A 14,713-nucleotide genomic window follows, 5' to 3' on the forward strand; every position below is an offset into this window, starting at 1 on the left:
TTTGGAGTACCTGGCTAGAATACGGGGGGAGACGGTCCCCGCAGAGTCTCAGATGTGCTGACCGACTACAGCCCTTTCCTGTGCCAGGAAGGGCCTCGTTATACTGAGACGTGGTCCGGTTAGAGGATTACGGCGCTTGGGAAGAGGCCCTGAAGGCCTTGGAGGAAAGCCGCAAGGCCCTCCTCGCCCTCCTTAAGGGGGGGGACTCCCATTGGCTTTCCACCCCCATAAGGGAGGGGGCCTGGACCCCCTTGATGGTGGCGGAGCACATCGCCTTGGTGGAGGACTCCACCGCCCGGGTCCTGAGGCGCTTGAGGCGGATGGCGGCGGGGGAGAACCTGCCCCCCGTTCCCGTAAAGCCCGGGGAGTTCAAGGACGGCAAGCCCCAGGCCCCGGAAGGGGTGCGGCCCAAAGGGGGGCTTTCCTTAGAGGAGGTCCTGGCCCTTTTGGAAAGGGCGCGGGCCTTCCTCCTGGAAGAGGCGGCGAAGGCGGACCCGCAAAACCCCGCCACCTTCCCCCACCCCTTCTTCGGGGAGCTAAACCCCTTGGGTTGGCTTAGGGCCGCCGCCTACCACGAGGCCCACCACCTAAAGGCCCTTCAGGAGGCTTCCCGGTAGCGGGCGAGCCAGGCGTGGAGGCGCGCCGGGGAAACCCCCCGGATCACCTCCGTGCCCCCTTCCCACTCCAGAACCACCCCGGCGGTGGGGCTTCCCGCCAGGGCGGTGATTTTCCTGAGGGCCTCCTCGTCCTCCCGGGCGTTCACGAAGGTAAAGGGGATCCCCTTTTGCGCCAGGAACATCTTCACGATCTCGCAGGGGCCGCAACCGGGGATGCCGTAGACCCGCACCATACCCCTATAGGGTAGCAAAAGCCCGTACAATCCGGGGTATGCGCCTCACAGAACGCCACCCCGAGGTGGACCTGGAGACCCTGCTTCAAGGCTTCGCCCCCCCGCCCCGCTTCCGGGGGGCCACCTTTGGGACCTACCGCCCCGACCCCCGCTACCCCTCCCAGGCCCTGGCCAAGGAGAGGCTAAGACGCTGGGTCCACGACCGCCCCCAGGGGCTTTTCCGCAAAAGGATGCCCGGGCCCCAGGGGATCTACCTGGACGGGGGGTTTGGGGTGGGGAAGACCCACCTCCTGGTGGCCGCCTACCTCGAGGCCCCCCCTCCTAAAGCCTTCCTCACCTTTGAGGAGCTCACCTACACCCTGGGGCTTCTGGGCCTCCGGGAGGGGGCCAGGCGCTTCTCGGCCCTCCGCTACCTCTTCATAGACGAGTTTGAGCTGGACGACCCCGGGAACGCCCAGATGGCCGCTCACTTCCTGGCCCTCACCATGGAGCGGGGCCTCAGGGTGGCCACCACCTCCAACACCCCCCCGGGGGCCCTGGGGGAGGGGCGGTTCAACGCCGAGCAGTTCAAGCACCAGATCCAAAGCCTCGCCAAGCGCTTCGCCGTGGAGCGGATTGAGGGGGAGGACTTCCGCCACCGGGACCCCGGGCGCCTGCCCAGGCCCCTTTCCGACGCCGAGCTTTCCGCCCGTTTCCGGGAAGACCCCAGGCCCAAGAGCCTGGACGCCTTCCCGGAGCTTTTGGCCCACCTCCGCGCCCTCCACCCCATCCGCTACCGCTACCTCTTCGGGGGCCTCCAGGTGGTCTACCTGAAGGGGCTAGAGCCCATCCCCGACCAGAACGACGCCCTCCGCTTCGTCCACTTCGTGGACCAGCTCTATAACCTGGGCCTTTCCCTGGTGGCCTCCGGGGCCCCTTTGGAAAGCCTTTTCCCCGAGACCTACCGCCACGGGGCCTTCGCCAAGAAGTACGGCCGCGCCCTTTCCCGCCTGGCCGAGCTCTTGGGGTAGGATGGGAGCATGGACCTAGCGGAAAGGCTTTCGGAGCTGGCCCAGGCCCTCTCCCAGGCCAGCGCGGCGGTGGGGATCCTGGAGGCCATTGAGGAGGTTCTGGACGAGTACCGGGACGGGGAGCTTTCCCTAAAGGAGGCCATGGAGGAGATCCAGGGCCTGGTGGAGGAGTTCCAGGCGGTGCGGGCGCTTTCCGAGATGACCCCGGAGGAGCTCGCCGCCCTGGCGGAGGAGGACGAGGAAGAGGGAGGGCTTCGCTCCTGATGAAGGTGGTGGCCATCGTCCTGGACTCGGTGGGCCTGGGCTATTTGCCGGATGCGCCCCGCTTTGGCGACGAGGGGGCGGACACCCTGGACCACACCGTCCTCAAGACGGGGATCGCCCTTCCCCACCTGGCGGCCTTGGGGCTTGGGTGGGTGGCGGGGGTTCACACCCTACCCCGCCCGAAGCCCAGGGGAGCCTTCGGGCGGATGAGGGAGGTGAACCCGGGGAAGGACACCACCACCGGGCACTGGGAGTTCGTGGGGATCCACCTGGACACGCCCTTTCGCACCTACCCCGAGGGGTTCCCCGAGGAGCTTCTTAGGGCCTGGGCGGAGGCCATCGGGGTCAAGGGGTGGCTTCTCAACAAGCCCTATTCCGGCACCGAGGCCATCCGGGACTACGGGGAGGCCCACCTGAAGACGGGCTACCCCATCGTCTACACCTCGGCGGACTCGGTCTTCCAGGTGGCGGCTCACGTGGACGTGGTGCCGGTGGAGGAGCTTTACCGGTGGTGCCAGGTGGCCCGGGAGATGCTTAGAGGGGAGCACCAGGTGGCCCGGGTCATCGCCCGGCCCTTCGCTGGGGAGCCCGGGGGGTTTTACCGGCTGGAGCACCTCCGCAAGGACTTCGCCCTGGAGCCCCCTAGAAACGTGCTGGACCTCCTGAAGGAAGGGGGCCTCGAGGTGGTGGGCGTGGGCAAGATCCCCGACATCTACGCGGGCCGGGGCTTCACCCGCACCCTCAAGACCAAGGACAACGGGGATGGCCTAAAGAAGACCTTGGACCTCCTTAAGGAGGACTTCCGGGGCTTCGTCTTCGCCAACCTGGTGGACTTTGACAGCAAGTACGGCCACCGCCGCGACCCCCAAGGGTACGGCCGGGCCCTTTTGGAGGTGGACGCCTTTCTGCCTAGGCTTCTTGAGGCCTTGGGGCCGGAAGACCACCTCTTTTTGGTTTCCGACCACGGCAACGACCCCACCTTCTTCGGCACCGACCACACCCGGGAGTACGGGATGCTCCTCTGGGTGGGGCCGGGGGTGGAGGGGGACCTGGGCACCCGGGAGACCTTCTCGGACCTCGGGGCCACCTGGGCGAAGCTTTTTGGCCTTGCTTGGGAGGGGCCTGGGACGAGCCTCCTTTAACCATGCCCATCACCTGGCGCGACCTTTTGGACATCCTTCTGGTCGCCGTCCTCTTCTACTACCTCTGGCGGCTCATCGCCGGGACCCGGGCCCTGAACCTGGTCCGGGGGGTTCTGATCTACCTGGTGGTTTGGTTTCTTGCCGACCGGCTGGGCCTTTCCACCCTGGCCTGGCTTTTAGGCAACGCCGCCACCCTGGGGGCCTTCGCCCTCATCGTGGTCTTCCAGCCGGAGCTTCGGGGGCTTCTGGAGCGGCTTGGCCGCGGCCAGCAGCTCCGCCCCCCGGCGCTAAGCCTCGAGGAGCTCCTCTTCGCCCTAAGGCGCCTCTCGGAAAAGCGCTACGGGGCCCTCATCGCCCTAGAGAGGCGCACCCCCTTGGGGGAGTACGCCGCCACGGGGGAGCTTCTGGAGGCCAGGCTCTCCGCCCGCCTCCTGGAGACCCTCTTCTACGCCGGCACCCCCCTCCACGACGGCGGGGTGATCCTCCGGGGAGACAGGGTGCTGGCGGCGGGTTGCGTCTTCCCCCTCTCCGAGGTGCGGCTTGGCCTCGGCACCCGGCACCGGGCGGCTTTGGGCCTCTCCGAGGTCTCGGACGCCTTGGTGATCGTGGTGAGCGAGGAGACGGGGGCCATCCGGGTGGCGGAAGGGGGGAGGCTTTCCCCGCCCCAGAGCCTCGAGGCCCTAAGGCGGCGCCTCAAGGAGGTGCTCGGTGCGTGACTGGCTCGGCTTCCTCCTGGCCTTGCTGATAGCCTTTGCCCTCTGGCAGTCCCTTCGGGAGCAGGCCCCGGTGGTGGAGCGGGCCCTTTCCGTTCCCCTGCAGGTGGTGGGCCTCGAGGAGCAGGCGGTGGCGGAGGGCGTGCCCCGGGAGGTGCTTCTCCGCCTCCGGGGGCCCGCCCCCCTGGTGGAAGGGGAGAACCTGCCCGTCTCCGCCTACCTGGACCTCTCCGAGGTGGACGGGGGGTTTAACCGGGAGGTGCGGGTGGTGGTGCCCCAGGGGGTGGAGGTGGTGGAGGTGCGCCCCGCCCGGGTGGAGGGCCGGGTGGAGGCCCTCCTCGCCCGCACCCTTCCCGTGGAGGTCCACGCCCCGGGCTTCCTGGTGGAGACCGAGCCCAAGGCGGTCACCGCCCGGGGGCCCAGGAGCCAGGTGGAGGTGGCGGTGAGCGCCCTGGGCCTGGACCTAGGGGCGGAGGAGGTCCTCCTCACCGCCTTCAGCTCCCAAGGCCCCCTGCCCCAGGTGGTCCTAAGCCCCGAACGGGTTCGGGTGGTGGCGCGAAGGCCCCTTCTTTTTGCCAAGGAGGTGGCCCTAAAGCTTGCCCTTCCCGAAGGGTTCCGCCTCCTGGACTACACCCCCAAGACCCTGAGGGTGGTGGGGCCTAGGGATCTCCTGGAGGGGCTACAGGAGGTGGAGGCCCGGCCCCAGGGGCGCCTTACCCCCGGGGAGGTGGAGGTGGCCCTGGACCTCGGCCTACCCCCCGGGGTGGAGGCGGTGGGGCGGGTTTGGGCCAGGCTTCGCCTTGCGCTAGAATGACTAGGATGATCTACCCCATCCGCCTTTACGGGGACCCGGTGCTTCGCAAGCGGGCCAGGCCTGTGCGGGACTTCTCCCGGATCAAGGAGCTGGCCCAGGACATGCTGGAGACCATGTTTGAGGCCCGGGGGGTGGGCTTGGCGGCGCCCCAGATCGGCCTTTCGGAGCGCCTCTTCGTGGCCGTGGAGTACGCCGACGAGCCCGACGAGGAGGAAAGACCCCTCCGGGACCTGGTGCGCCGGGTCTATGTGGTGGCCAATCCCGTGATCACCCACCGGGAGGGCCTGGTAGAGGGCACCGAGGGGTGCCTCTCCCTCCCCGGCCTCTACTCCGAGGAGGTGCCCCGGGCGGAGCGGATCCGGGTGGAGTACCAGGACGAGGAGGGGGTCCGGCGCACCCTGGAGCTGGAGGGCTACATGGCCCGGGTCTTCCAGCACGAGATAGACCACCTGGACGGGATCCTCTTCTTTGAGCGCCTGCCTAAGCCCAAGCGGGAGGCCTTTTTGGAGGAGCACCGGGCGGAGCTCGCCCGCTTCCAGAAGGAGGCCAAGGCCCTCCTCAAGGAGCTCGCCGGGCGATGAGGGTGGCCTTCTTCGGCACGCCCCTTTGGGCGGTGCCGGTCCTGGACGCCCTAAACCGCCACCACCAGGTGGTGCTGGTGGTGACCCAGCCCGATAAGCCCCAGGGCAGAGGATTAAAGCCCGCCCCAAGCCCCGTGGCCCAATACGCCGAGGCCCATGGGCTTCCCCTCCTCAAGCCCGAGCGGCTTAAAGGGAACGGGGGCTTTCTAAGGGCTTTCCGGGAGGCCGCCCCCGAGGTGGCGGTCACCGCCGCCTACGGCAAGATCCTGCCCAAGGAGGTGCTGGAGGTGCCCCCCCATGGCTTCCTCAACCTCCACCCCTCCCTCCTGCCCAAGTACCGGGGCCCCGCCCCCGTGCAGTGGGCCCTGATCCGAGGGGAGAAGGAGACGGGGGTTTCCATCATGAAGACCGAGGAGGGCTTGGACACGGGGCCCCTTTACGCTGTGTGGCGCACGGAGATCGGCCCGGAGGAGGACGCCGTGGCCCTTTCCGAGAGGCTTCGCGACAAGGGGATAGAACTCCTCCTCCGGGTCCTGGAAGACCTCCCCCGCCTCACCCCCACCCCCCAGGAGGGGGAGGCCTCCTACGCCCCCCTCCTCACCAAGGAGGAGGGCCGGATCCGCTTCGCCGAGAGCGCCGAGGCCATCTACAACCGCCACCGGGGCGTGCAGCCTTGGCCGGGAAGCTACTTCTTTCACGGGGATAGGCGGGTCAAGGTCCTGGCCCTGCGCCCAGAGCCCGGAGAGGGGGAGCCCGGGGTGGTGCAGGGGGTGGACCGGGAGGGGGTCTTGGTGGGCACGGGGAAGGGCCTTATCCGGCTCCTTAAGGTGCAGCCCGAGGGCAAAAGGCCCATGCCCGCCGCCGACTGGGCCCGGGGGTACGGGGTGGGCCCGGGGACCCGGCTCGCCTAGCTCCACCGCGGCGAAAGCCAGGGTGGGGTGCTTAGAACTCCTCGTCCCACTCCACGATGGTCTCGCTGGTGAGGGCGGTGGGAGGGGTTTGCGCCGTGGAGGTGACCTCCGCCCCCCGCTCCCTGAGGAGGCCGAACTGGGCGGCGATCCCCCTTAGGCCCGCCCCGGCGAAGGCCACCACCAGGAAGGCGGAAAGCCCCCAGGCCAGGTAAGGAAGGAGAGCCTGAGCGACGGAGAGGTTGGCCAGGACACCCAGGAAGGGGAGGCCTCCGTACTCGGCCAGGATGGAGCCCATATAAGAAAGCCCCTCTACCATGATGGGCAGGACCAGGAAGAGAAAGGCCAAGCCCAAGAGGTTCCAGTACACGTTCCGGCCCCCGAAGGTGAGGCGCAGGAGGTAGAGGGGGAAGAAGGCTAGGGCCGCCGCCAGGAGGAAGAAGACCGCCCGGGGGATGCCCAGGAAGAAGAGCTGGATTTGGACCTGCAGGGTGTGCCAGAAGCCCAGGCTGCCCCCTAGGAGGCGCTCCTCCATTTCCTGGATCTCGCCCAGGAGCACCGTAAAGTCCACGGTGCGCAGGCCCACGGCGTTTTGCATGAGGAGGAAAAGGCGGTCTGCCCGCTCGGCCAGCTCGGGGGCGTAGGCGCCCACCACGGGGTAGATTTTGAGGCGAAAGCGGCTGTAGGCGTAGGCCAGCAGGGTTCGGGCCCGCGGGTACTGCCCGGTTTCCGTGTAGAGCTGGGCCTGGGCGAGGATGCCGCGCACCTCGTCCAGGGAGTCCAGCCAGTTGACCAGGCTGGGAAGGGCCAGCCTCTGCAGGGCCTCCCCAACCCGGGCGGCCGTGGCGGGGTCCAGCCGTAAGAGGCCGATCTCCTCGCGGATCCCTTCGGGAAGGGCGGTCTCGGAGATCCGGAGCTGGGTGGGCGAGGGGGGTGGGGAAGAGGGGGGTGCAGGGGAGGGGCTGGCCTGGGCGCCTGGCTGGGCCCTTGGGGTGGGGGTAAGGAGGTTTTGCCGCCAACGGGCCACCTGGGCCTGGAGCCCCTGGACCTCCGGCCGGAAGGGCTCCCCCCCCGAGATCTTGGCCAGGGCCTGAACGAAGGCCTGGGCCCTTAGGGTGCTTTGGGGGCTGTCCTGGATCACCAGAAAGCGGGCGTAGGCCCGGGCTAAGGCCAGGTAGGCCTCGGGGCGGGAGGAGGCCAGGAGGGCCCGGGAGAGGTCCTCCGCCATCCTCTGGAGGAGGAGGACCTCGAGGCGCCTCCTCAAGGCCTCGGCCGCAAGCCCCTCTAGGCTTTCCACCTCCTTAAGCCCCGTGGCCCGGCCCAGGCGCTCCAGGTAGGAAGACCTTTCCCCGGGGGGAAGGCTTAGGGCCCGGTCCAGGAAGGCCTTGGCCAGGAGGTGCCGGACCAGGAGGAGGCGGGCCTCGAGGTCCGCCGGGCTTCGGCGCACCACCCCTTGCCGCGCCTCCTGGAGGTTGGCCAAGGCGGCGTCCCGCAGCACGGGGGGGAGGTCCTCGGCCTGCCGGAGGAGGCTTTGGGCCTGGTCCAAGGCGGCGAGGGCCTGGGTGGGGTTGGCGAGGGAGATCCGCTGGAAAACCGCTTCCAGCCGGTCGTAAACCTCGGTTAGGGGGGCGGCAAGGGCCAGCAGGCCCAAGAGCAAGAGGGCTAGGCTCCGCTTCATTCCGGGACCTCCTCAAGGGGAACAAGCCGCCTCAGGGCGTGGAGGAGACGGCCTATGTTGGCCTCCTTCCGGGCCCAAAGGCCCACGTACCCCGGCCCCACGGGCCTCAAGGCCAGAAGGCCGTGGCCTACCCGCACGTAAAAGGCCTCGTAGCCCTGGCGGCGGAGAAGGAGGTGGAAGGGATCCAGGGGGAGGGCCTCGCCGGCGAAGCGCTCCTCCTTCCCGCTCCTTCCCGCCACCACCACCCCCAAGACCCCCTCCAGGCGGGCCAGGCGTTGGAGGAGGTGTTGCCGGGTCTGGGGGTCTTCCAGGTCCACGGCCTCCTCCAGGAAGGGTTCTTCCTCCTCGCTTCCCGCTTCCTCGGGCGGGGAGGCGGAGGGGGTGGCCTTGAGGGCCCGGACCCAGGCCTTGAGGGGCGGGGGCATCTCCCGGAAGGGAAGGATGGTCTGGAGCTCGGGCCAGAGGACCTCTTCCACCAGCCTGGCCCACTCCTGGGGGGTTTTGGGCTCGAGGCGGCCCTTGGCCCTTTGAAGGAGGTTTTCCACCGCCTGGCGGGAGAGATATTGGCTTAGGAGAGCTACGAGATCGGCTTCCATAGTGGGGCTTGCCAATCCGCCTCCCAAAGTGTACCATATCGTCTGCCCGAGGGATCGGGCACCCGCCGCTGGGGTGTCGTCTAAGGGTAGGACAGCGGACTCTGGATCCGCCGGTCGTGGTTCGAATCCACGCACCCCAGCCAAACTTGGCCCCATCGACTAGCGGTTAGGTCACCGGCCTTTCAAGCCGGCGGCGGGGGTTCGAGTCCCCCTGGGGTCACCAAGGCAATCCGAGCCGCACGCGGCCCCATCGTCTAGAGGCCTAGGACACGGCCCTCTCAAGGCCGAGACGGGGGTTCGAATCCCCCTGGGGTCACCAGAGGCGGCTCGGATTGCTTTTCCTTGACACCCCGGGCCCCGGTGTCCCAGACTGGGGAAGGCATACCCCCACTAGGTATATGGGGGTGTAGCCTGAAAGGGAGGAGGCTAGGCCATGGAGTTCAACCTCACGGGCCTTGCGGGAAGCGGCACGCCTGAGGAGGCGTACGATGTGGTCATCGTGGGCGGGGGGCCTGCGGGCCTCACCGCCGGGATCTACACGGGTAGGGCCCAGCTCAAGACGGTGATCGTGGAGAAGGGCCTCCCCGGGGGGCAGATCGCCCAGACCGAGGAGGTGGAGAACTACCCGGGCTTTCCCGAGGGGATCTCGGGGGCGGAGCTTGCCGCCCGCATGGTCCAGCAGGCGGAGAAGTTCGGCGTCCGGATCGTGATGGACGAGGTCCAGGGTTTGGAACGCCTGGAGGAGGGCTTCCTGGTCAGGGGCTTTGAGCGGAACTACCGGACCAGGGCGGTGATCCTGGCCACGGGGGCCAACCCGAGGAAGCTCGGGGTGCCGGGAGAGGAGAAGTTTTATGGCCGGGGCGTTTCCACCTGCGCCACCTGCGACGGTTTTTTCTACCGAGACAAGGAGGTGGTGGTGGTGGGCGGGGGGGATGCCGCGGTAGAGGAAGGGCTTTTTCTCACCAAGTTCGCCCGAAAGGTGACCCTGGTCCACCGCCGGGATGAGCTTAGGGCCAACAAGGTGGCCCAGAAGCGGGCCTTCCAGAACCCCAAGATGCACTTTCTCTTCTCCCATGTGGTCACGGAGATCCTGGGGGAGGACCAGGTAACGGGGGTGCGGCTTAAGAACCTTAAAACAGGAGAGGAGTACGTCTACCCCACGGACGGGGTCTTCGTCTTCATCGGCCACGAGCCCAACACCGCCTTCCTGAAGGGAGTGGTGGAGCTCAGGCCCGACGGCTACGTGGCCGTGCGGGACGAGGTCTACACCTCGGTGCCCGGGATCTTCGCCGCCGGGGACGTGGCCGATCCCGTCTACCGCCAGCTCACCACCAGCGTGGGGGCGGGAACCCGGGCGGCCATGGCCGTGGAGCGGTACCTGGCGGAAAGGGCCCAGAAGGAGCCCCAGAGAGGCTAAGTGGCCGCCCGGTGGTTTCGCCACACGGGGTGTCCGAAAAGGGGCTTGGGAAGTCCCTTTTGGGGCCTTCGCCGCGGTGGGGTACTTAGGTTGAGGCGGCTTCTCGCCGCCTTTCGTCTCCTTTTCGCTCTTCTTTACCTCCCCCTAGACGACCGCCCCCCGAACCTCGCCCCCTGCGCCTGGGGCCTGGTCCTCTGCCCGCCCCAGGAGGCCTACAGGGGCCCGGAGGGGGCGGACCTTGGGGCGCTTCGCCGCTGGCTCCTTGCCACCCCGGGGGAGGGGCTTGTGGCCAGCCTGGACGCCTTGGCCTACGGCGGGCTCCTCCAGAGCCGCCACCTCCCCCTGCCGGCGGAGGACGCCCTGGCCCGGCTTGGGCCCCTCCTTTCCTGGAAGGCGCGGTTTGGGGGAGAGGTTTTCCTCTTCGGGGTGGTGCCCCGCTGGGACGCCACGGAGAGGGAGCGGAACCTCCGGGTGCTCAAGCGCCTCGCCCCTTGGGCGGGGCTTAAGGGGGTTTATCTAGAGGTGGTTTGGGACGATGCCATCCGGGGGTCCCCCGCCCCTAAAGAGGCGGCCTCCCTGCCCTACCCGAGCCGTCCGGGGGCGGACGAAGCGGGGCAGGTCCTCCTCCTTCGGGCCCTGCGCCCGGGCCTGCGGGTGGCCGTGGTCTACGGGGAAGGGCTTTCCCCGGGGCGGGTCACCCCTTACGAGGGGGTTCCCTTGGGGGAGACCGTGGCCCGGCTTCTCCAAAGCGGAGGGGCCCGTGAGGTGGCCCTCGAGGAGGGCCCCGACCTCGTCCTCTACCTCCACGGGGGCGGGGAGGCGAGGCGGGCGGTGCTGCGGCTCATGGCCCTCATGGCCCGCCACCCCGTGGCCCTGGCGGACCTTTCCCGGGTGAACCGGGGGGATGGCCGCCTTATGGACTACCTCCAGGCCCTGGGGCTTTACGGGCGGCTTGCCGCCTACGCCGCCTGGGGCACCCCGGCCAACAACCTGGGAAGCGCCTTGGCCCAGGGAGGGCTTTTCCTAAAGGACCGGGAAGGGCGCTTGGGGCGCCTCGCCGAGGCCTACTTCGCCTACTGGTGGGGGGAGGTGGGGAGGCCTTTCGTGCGGGCCCGTTTCCCCGAGCCCCTGCCCGAGGAGGCCTTGGCCGTGGCTGGCCTTTGGCCTTACCTGGAGCTGGACGGCCGACGGGTGGACCTAAAGGCCCTTTTCTTCCCTTGGCGCCGCGCCTTTGAGGCCTGGGGGGAGCTTTCCTTGGGGCCGGACCGGGGGCTTCCTTTGCTAAAGTAGGCCATCATGGCCCGTGCCGCTTTGGAGCTTCGCCGCCTCGAGGTCTTGGTCCAGGCTTGGCGCCTTCTTGCCCCCTTGGAGGACCCCAAGGCCGTGGCCCAGGTGGTGGTGGAGACCCTCATGGCCTCCACCCGGGCGGTTTCGGCCCTCCTTTTCCTCTACTGCCCGGAGGAGGATGCCTTGGAGCTGGTGGCCGCCAGCGGGCTTAGCGCCGAGAAGGTGGGGCTTCGCCTGCCCCGGGGCCAGGGCATCTCCTGGGAGGTGCTGGAGGGAGGGGAGGTGGTCTACCTCCCCGATGTGTGGCAGGACCCCCGGGTGGTGTTCCTCCTGGGCCGGGAGGAAAAGGGGGCCTACCTGGGGGTGCCCCTGCGGGACCCTCTGGGCCGGGTGGTGGGGGTGTTCTCCATGGACACCGTGGGCGGGGAGGGGGAGGTGGTGCCCGAGGACCGGTTCTGGGCCGAGGCCCTGGCCGAGGCGGCCGGGGTGGTCCTGGGCCGGATCCACGCCCTGGAGCAGGCGCGGGAGGAGGCCAAAAGGTACCGGGCCCTCTTGGACCTAAGCCTTTCCTTAGAGGCGAGCCGGGACCCCTTGGCCATGGCCCGGGAGGCCCTGGAGACCCTCCTCCGGCTCACCCCTTACCACGGGGGGGCGCTTTACCTTTGGGAGAGCGGGGTGGTGCGCCCCGCCGTTTACGCAGGAAGTGTCCCCGAAGGGTTTCCCGAGCTCTACACCACCCATCCCATCCGCTTCGGCCAGGGGCTTTTAGGCCATCCCAGGCTCTGGGAGGGGCCGGTGTACGTGGAGGACTACGCCCGCTTTCCCGGGGCCTTGGAACCTTACGTGGCCGCGAGGCTCCGATCGGCCCTCCTGGTCCCCCTGAGGCCCGAGGGGAGGCGGTACGGGATCCTGGCCCTGGGTTCCTTCGGCCAGGCCATCCCTTACCGCAAGGAGGACGAGGCGCTCCTTCGGTTGGTGGCCAAGCGGTTGGAGGACGCCTTGGAGCGCCTCTTCCACTTTAACTACTTGAAAAACGTCAAGGAGGCCTCCCTCAAGGCCCTTTCCCGGGTTCTGGAGTACCGGGACCTGGAGACCCAGGGCCACACCGAGCGCGTGGCCGAGCTCGCCCTCCGCTTGGCGGAGGCTTTGGGCTTTGAGGATAGGGAAGGGCTTCGCCTAGGGGCTTACTTCCACGACCTGGGCAAGCTGGCCCTGCCCGACGAGGTGCTGAAGAAGCCCACCACCCTTTCCTCGGCGGAGTGGGAGCTGGTGAGGACCCATCCCCAGGTGGGGTACGAGATCCTCAAGACCCTTCCCTTCTTCTCCACCACCGCCTTGAACGTGGTCCTCTACCACCACGAGCGCTGGGACGGCTCGGGGTACCCCTTTGGCCTGAGGCGGGAGGCCATCCCCTTGGAGGCCCGCATCTTCGCCGTGGTGGACGTCTACGATGCCCTGGTCTCCGAGCGCCCCTACAAGCGGGCCTGGACAAAAGAGGAGGCCCTAAAGGAACTCCGGGCCCAGGCGGGCAGGACCCTGGACCCGGAGGTGGTGGCCAAGTTTCTGGAGATCCTCACTCCACGGTGACGCTCTTGGCCAGGTTCCTGGGCTGGTCCACGTCCCTCCCCAAGAGCACGGCGATCTCGTAGGCGAGGAGCTGCAGGGGCACCACGCTCACGATGGGGGCGAGGAGGGGGTGGACCTCGGGCACGTAGATCACGTCCTGGGCGAGCTTAGAGATTTCCTCGTCCCCTTCCGTGGCGATGGCGATCACCTTCCCGCCCCGGGCCCGCACCTCCTGGATGTTGGAAAGGGTCTTCTCGTAAAGGGGCCCCCGGGTGGCCAGGACCACCACGGGGAGGTGCTCGTCAATGAGGGCGATGGGCCCGTGCTTCATCTCCCCGGCGGGGTAGGCCTCGGCGTGGATGTAGCTGATCTCCTTGAGCTTTAAGGCCCCCTCGTAGGCGGTGGGGGCCTGGACGTGCCGCCCCAGGAAGAGGAAGTCCCGGGCCTGGTGGTACTTCTCGGCGATGTGGGCCACGAGGGGCCTTCGCTCCAGGGTCTCCTCCACCAGGCGGGGGAGTTTCCGCATCTCCCGGATGAGCCTTTGGGCCTCCTCCTTGGCCAGGGTGCCCCGGGCCCGGCCGAACCAGAGGGCGAGGAGGGCCATGGCGGCGAGCATGGCGGTGTAGGCCTTGGTGGAGGCCACCCCGATCTCCGGGCCGGCGTGGATGTAAAGCACGTCCTCCACCTCCCGGGTGAGGGTGCTCCCCTTGGCGTTGATCACCCCCAAGGAGCGGGCCCCCCTGCGCTTGGCCTCCCGCAGGGCCTCGAGGGTGTCAATGGTCTCCCCCGACTGGCTGATGACCACGGCCAGGGTCTTCCCGTCCACCACGGGGTCGCGGTAGCGGTACTCGCTGGCCACCTCCCACTCGGCGGGCAGGCGGGCCAGGATCTCCAGGAGGTACTTCCCGTACCACCCGGCGTAGGCCGCCGTCCCGCAGGCCAGGAAGTGGACCCGTTCCACCGCCAGGGGGTCTAGGGCGAGGCCCAAGGCCACCTCCCCCGCCTCTTCCTGAAGCCTTCCCCCCAGGGTGTTCTCCAAAACCCAGGGCTGCTCGTAGATCTCCTTCAGCATGTAGTGGGGAAAGCCCCCCTTCTCGGCGGCTTCCGGGGTCCAGTCCACCGCCACCGCTTCCCTGTGGATGGGCCTTCCCTCCAGGTCGGTGATCTCCACCCCCTCCCGGGTGAGGCGCACCACGTCCCCGTCGTGCAGGAAGATGACCCGGCGGGTGTAGGGGAGGAGGGCGGGCACGTCCGAGGCCAAGAAGTTCTCCCCTTCCCCAAGGCCCACCACCAGGGGGCTCACCGTGCGGGCGGCCACGATCTCCTCGTGGTCCTGGTGGGCCACCACCACGGCGTAGGCCCCCCGCACCTCCCTTAGAGCCTCCCTGAGGGCCTGGAAGAGGTCCCCCTGGTACTTTTCTTCCAGGAGATGGGCTAAGACCTCGCTATCCGTCTCCGAGGCGAAGCGGTGGCCCCGGGCCAGGAGGGCTTCCTTGAGCTCCAGGTAGTTTTCAAAGATCCCGTTGTGGATCACCACCAGCTTTCCGTCCTCGGTGGCGTGGGGGTGGGCGTTGGGGTCCGTGGGGGCCCCGTGGGTGGCCCAGCGGGTGTGCCCCACCCCCAGGTGCCCCGCCAAGGGCTCCGTCCTTAGGGCCTGCTCCAGGACGGAAAGCTTCCCCGAGCGCTTCACCACCCTTAGCCCCTCCGGGGTCCTCACCGCCACCCCGGCGGAGTCGTACCCCCGGTACTCCAGCCGCCTTAGACCGTCTAAGAGCACGTCCGTGGCGTTTCTAAAGCCGATATACCCCACGATGCCGCACATGCGGTTCCCTTTCCGAGCTTGTTTTGTCCCTTAAAGACGCCCTGCCCCTTGGTTGTCCCCCCCTT

15 protein-coding genes and 3 tRNA genes are annotated in these 14,713 nt (G+C 68.4%); 14 read left to right on the forward strand and 4 right to left on the reverse strand.

Features of this window, described 5'->3' with window-relative positions:
- Positions 1-110 precede the first annotated feature (110 nt).
- Positions 111-617, forward strand: a complete 507-nt coding sequence (locus IEX93_RS06755; RefSeq protein ID WP_188847463.1) for a DinB family protein — start codon at positions 111-113, stop codon at positions 615-617.
- Here the strand turns inward: IEX93_RS06755 and IEX93_RS06760 are convergent.
- On the reverse strand, positions 599-850 hold the full coding sequence (locus IEX93_RS06760) for a glutaredoxin family protein (protein WP_188847464.1): 252 nt from the start codon (positions 848-850) through the stop codon (positions 599-601). The two genes, IEX93_RS06755 and IEX93_RS06760, sit on opposite strands and share 19 nt — an antisense overlap.
- 38 nt (positions 851-888) lie before the next feature.
- Here IEX93_RS06760 and zapE point away from each other — a divergent pair, with 38 nt between their 5' ends.
- From zapE to fmt, 7 genes are read left to right on the forward strand one after another with little or no spacing between them, the layout of a single operon-like run.
- Positions 889-1,860: an AFG1/ZapE family ATPase gene (gene zapE, locus IEX93_RS06765; protein WP_188847465.1), complete on the forward strand. Its 972-nt coding sequence runs from the start codon at positions 889-891 to the stop codon at positions 1,858-1,860.
- A gap of 9 nt (positions 1,861-1,869) precedes the next feature.
- Positions 1,870-2,124 (forward strand): hypothetical protein, encoded by a 255-nt coding sequence (locus IEX93_RS06770; RefSeq protein ID WP_188847466.1) that lies wholly within the window; start codon positions 1,870-1,872, stop codon positions 2,122-2,124.
- Entirely contained in the window at positions 2,124-3,266 is a 1,143-nt protein-coding gene (locus IEX93_RS06775; RefSeq protein ID WP_188847467.1) for a phosphopentomutase, read from the forward strand. The genes IEX93_RS06770 and IEX93_RS06775 overlap by 1 nt, the downstream gene beginning before the upstream one ends.
- Positions 3,267-3,268: 2 nt before the next feature.
- A complete protein-coding gene (gene cdaA, locus IEX93_RS06780) occupies positions 3,269-3,982 on the forward strand; it encodes a diadenylate cyclase CdaA (protein WP_188847468.1) in 714 nt (237 codons plus the stop codon).
- On the forward strand, positions 3,975-4,793 hold the full coding sequence (locus tag IEX93_RS06785; protein ID WP_188847469.1) for a CdaR family protein: 819 nt from the start codon (positions 3,975-3,977) through the stop codon (positions 4,791-4,793). Before cdaA ends, IEX93_RS06785 begins: the two co-directional genes overlap by 8 nt.
- 5 nt (positions 4,794-4,798) lie before the next feature.
- Positions 4,799-5,374: a peptide deformylase gene (gene def / locus IEX93_RS06790; RefSeq protein WP_188847470.1), complete on the forward strand. Its 576-nt coding sequence runs from the start codon at positions 4,799-4,801 to the stop codon at positions 5,372-5,374.
- Positions 5,371-6,285, forward strand: coding sequence for a methionyl-tRNA formyltransferase (gene fmt / locus IEX93_RS06795; protein WP_188847471.1), 915 nt, complete (start codon positions 5,371-5,373; stop codon positions 6,283-6,285). The genes def and fmt overlap by 4 nt, the downstream gene beginning before the upstream one ends.
- 31 nt (positions 6,286-6,316) lie before the next feature.
- Here the strand turns inward: fmt and IEX93_RS06800 are convergent, their stop codons facing one another.
- Together IEX93_RS06800 and IEX93_RS06805 are read right to left on the reverse strand one after the other, a co-directional pair.
- Entirely contained in the window at positions 6,317-7,960 is a 1,644-nt protein-coding gene (locus tag IEX93_RS06800; protein ID WP_188847472.1) for a hypothetical protein, read from the reverse strand.
- On the reverse strand, positions 7,957-8,556 hold the full coding sequence (locus IEX93_RS06805) for a roadblock/LC7 domain-containing protein (RefSeq protein WP_188847473.1): 600 nt from the start codon (positions 8,554-8,556) through the stop codon (positions 7,957-7,959). The genes IEX93_RS06800 and IEX93_RS06805 overlap by 4 nt, the downstream gene beginning before the upstream one ends.
- Before the next feature lie 69 nt (positions 8,557-8,625).
- On the opposite strand from IEX93_RS06805, the gene IEX93_RS06810 reads away from it, so the two are divergent.
- The 6 genes from IEX93_RS06810 (at position 8,626) to IEX93_RS06835 (ending at position 12,847) form a co-directional block, all read left to right on the forward strand.
- Positions 8,626-8,699 (forward strand) — tRNA-Gln (locus IEX93_RS06810).
- 5 nt (positions 8,700-8,704) lie between these two features.
- Positions 8,705-8,779: transfer RNA gene (locus IEX93_RS06815), tRNA-Glu, on the forward strand.
- Positions 8,780-8,799: 20 nt separating this feature from the next.
- Positions 8,800-8,875 (forward strand) — tRNA-Glu (locus IEX93_RS06820).
- Between the two features lie 114 nt (positions 8,876-8,989).
- On the forward strand, positions 8,990-9,973 hold the full coding sequence (gene trxB / locus IEX93_RS06825) for a thioredoxin-disulfide reductase (protein WP_188847474.1): 984 nt from the start codon (positions 8,990-8,992) through the stop codon (positions 9,971-9,973).
- Positions 9,974-10,063: 90 nt separating this feature from the next.
- Complete coding sequence (locus IEX93_RS06830) at positions 10,064-11,263, forward strand: DUF4127 family protein (RefSeq protein WP_188847475.1); 1,200 nt, start codon at positions 10,064-10,066, stop codon at positions 11,261-11,263.
- 6 nt (positions 11,264-11,269) lie between these two features.
- Positions 11,270-12,847, forward strand: coding sequence for an HD domain-containing phosphohydrolase (locus IEX93_RS06835; RefSeq protein ID WP_188847476.1), 1,578 nt, complete (start codon positions 11,270-11,272; stop codon positions 12,845-12,847).
- Here IEX93_RS06835 and glmS read toward each other — a convergent pair.
- Entirely contained in the window at positions 12,834-14,648 is a 1,815-nt protein-coding gene (glmS, locus tag IEX93_RS06840; protein WP_188847477.1) for a glutamine--fructose-6-phosphate transaminase (isomerizing), read from the reverse strand. The genes IEX93_RS06835 and glmS overlap by 14 nt on opposite strands.
- Positions 14,649-14,713: the final 65 nt, after the last annotated feature.

The organism is Thermus composti (genome assembly GCF_014647535.1).
Classification (GTDB): domain Bacteria; phylum Deinococcota; class Deinococci; order Deinococcales; family Thermaceae; genus Thermus; species Thermus composti.

Excerpts from the sequence above, each read along its gene's own strand:
- IEX93_RS06760 (WP_188847464.1), bottom strand. The coding sequence starts at position 850 with ATGGTGCGGGTCTACGGCATCCCCGGTTGCGGCCCCTGCGAGATCGTG.
- zapE (WP_188847465.1), top strand. The coding sequence starts at position 889 with ATGCGCCTCACAGAACGCCACCCCGAGGTGGACCTGGAGACCCTGCTT.
- IEX93_RS06770 (WP_188847466.1), top strand. The coding sequence starts at position 1,870 with ATGGACCTAGCGGAAAGGCTTTCGGAGCTGGCCCAGGCCCTCTCCCAG.
- IEX93_RS06775 (WP_188847467.1), top strand. The coding sequence starts at position 2,124 with ATGAAGGTGGTGGCCATCGTCCTGGACTCGGTGGGCCTGGGCTATTTG.
- cdaA (WP_188847468.1), top strand. The coding sequence starts at position 3,269 with ATGCCCATCACCTGGCGCGACCTTTTGGACATCCTTCTGGTCGCCGTC.
- def (WP_188847470.1), top strand. The coding sequence starts at position 4,799 with ATGATCTACCCCATCCGCCTTTACGGGGACCCGGTGCTTCGCAAGCGG.
- fmt (WP_188847471.1), top strand. The coding sequence starts at position 5,371 with ATGAGGGTGGCCTTCTTCGGCACGCCCCTTTGGGCGGTGCCGGTCCTG.
- IEX93_RS06800 (WP_188847472.1), bottom strand. The coding sequence starts at position 7,960 with ATGAAGCGGAGCCTAGCCCTCTTGCTCTTGGGCCTGCTGGCCCTTGCC.
- IEX93_RS06805 (WP_188847473.1), bottom strand. The coding sequence starts at position 8,556 with ATGGAAGCCGATCTCGTAGCTCTCCTAAGCCAATATCTCTCCCGCCAG.
- trxB (WP_188847474.1), top strand. The coding sequence starts at position 8,990 with ATGGAGTTCAACCTCACGGGCCTTGCGGGAAGCGGCACGCCTGAGGAG.
- IEX93_RS06835 (WP_188847476.1), top strand. The coding sequence starts at position 11,270 with ATGGCCCGTGCCGCTTTGGAGCTTCGCCGCCTCGAGGTCTTGGTCCAG.
- glmS (WP_188847477.1), bottom strand. The coding sequence starts at position 14,648 with ATGTGCGGCATCGTGGGGTATATCGGCTTTAGAAACGCCACGGACGTG.